Origin of the sequence: Dyella ginsengisoli LA-4 (genome assembly GCF_000334915.1) — a bacterium.
GTDB lineage: Bacteria > Pseudomonadota > Gammaproteobacteria > Xanthomonadales > Rhodanobacteraceae > Dyella_A > Dyella_A ginsengisoli_A.
Genome location: NZ_AMSF01000004.1, coordinates 1 through 1,102, shown reverse-complemented (window position 1 = coordinate 1,102; position 1,102 = coordinate 1). Strand labels below are relative to the sequence as shown.

Genomic DNA, 1,102 nt, shown 5'->3' with positions numbered 1-1,102 from the left:
AAGAACAGATCATCGGCTTCCTGCGTGAGGCGGAGGCCGGCCTGCCGGTGAAGGAGCTGTGCCGCAAGCACGGCTTCAGCGAGGCCTCTTACTACCTGTGGCGGAGCAAGTTCGGCGGCATGAGCGTGCCGGAGGCGCGGCGCCTGAAGGAACTGGAGACGGAGAACGCCCGGCTGAAGAAGCTGCTGGCCGAGCAGGTCCTCGAGAACGAGGTGATCAAGGACGCGCTGCGAAAAAAGTGGTGAGCGCACCGGCCCGACGCGAGCTGGTGCGACAGATGACTACCCAGGGACTGAGCGAGCGGCGTGCACTGCGCGTGGTTCGCATGAGCGCCAGCGCCTATCGCTATGCGACGCGGCCAGACCGCAACGTCGAACTTCGGCAACGGATCGTCGCCCTGGCGCAGCGGCACAAGCGCTACGGCGTCGGAATGATCCATCTGAAGCTGAGACAAGCCGGGCTGCCAGTGAACTACAAGCGCGTGGAGCGGCTGTATCAGGAGGCCCGGCTGCAGGTGCGGCGTCGCAAGCGGAAGAAGGTGCCGCCGAGTGAGCGCCAGCCGCTGGCTCGCCCGACAGCGGCCAACGAGGTTTGGTCGATGGACTTCGTCTTCGACCGCACGGCTGAGGGTCGCGTGCTCAAGTGTCTGACGGTCGTCGATGACGCCACTCACGAGGCGGTAGCCATCGAGGTCGAGCGGGCGATCTCCGGCCTCGGCGTGACGCGGGTGATGGATCGCCTGGCGCTCAGTCGGGGGCTGCCCAAGGTGATCCGCAGCGACAACGGCAAGGAGTTCTGCGGCAAGGCCATGGTGACCTGGGCACACGAGCGCGGCGTGCAGTTGCGGCTGATCGAGCCGGGCAAGCCGAACCAGAACGCGTACATCGAATCGTTCAACGGCCGCCTGCGCGACGAATGCCTCAACGAGCACTGGTTTCCCAGCCTGCTGCACGCTCGCGCCGAGATCGAACGTTGGCGGCGGGAATACAACGAGGAGCGGCCGAAGAAGGCGTTGGGCGGGCTGACACCCGCCGCCTATGCCAAGCAGTTAAAGTGACCCCGGACTCCAAACCGTCCCGCTACTCAAAGCGGGGGGACGTCG

Annotated in this window: 1 protein-coding gene; it reads left to right on the top strand. The window is 65.8% G+C overall.

Annotation, left to right across the window (positions count from 1 at the left end; translation table 11 throughout):
* Positions 1-1,057, top strand: a protein-coding gene (locus C693_RS0100820; protein WP_430536794.1) for an IS3 family transposase whose coding sequence is annotated in 2 segments (ribosomal slippage) — positions 1-237 and positions 237-1,057 — 1,058 coding nt annotated over the 2 segments. Because the reading frame shifts where the segments join, the coding sequence is not laid out codon by codon here. This gene is flagged as partial in the annotation.
* Positions 1,058-1,102: the final 45 nt, after the last annotated feature.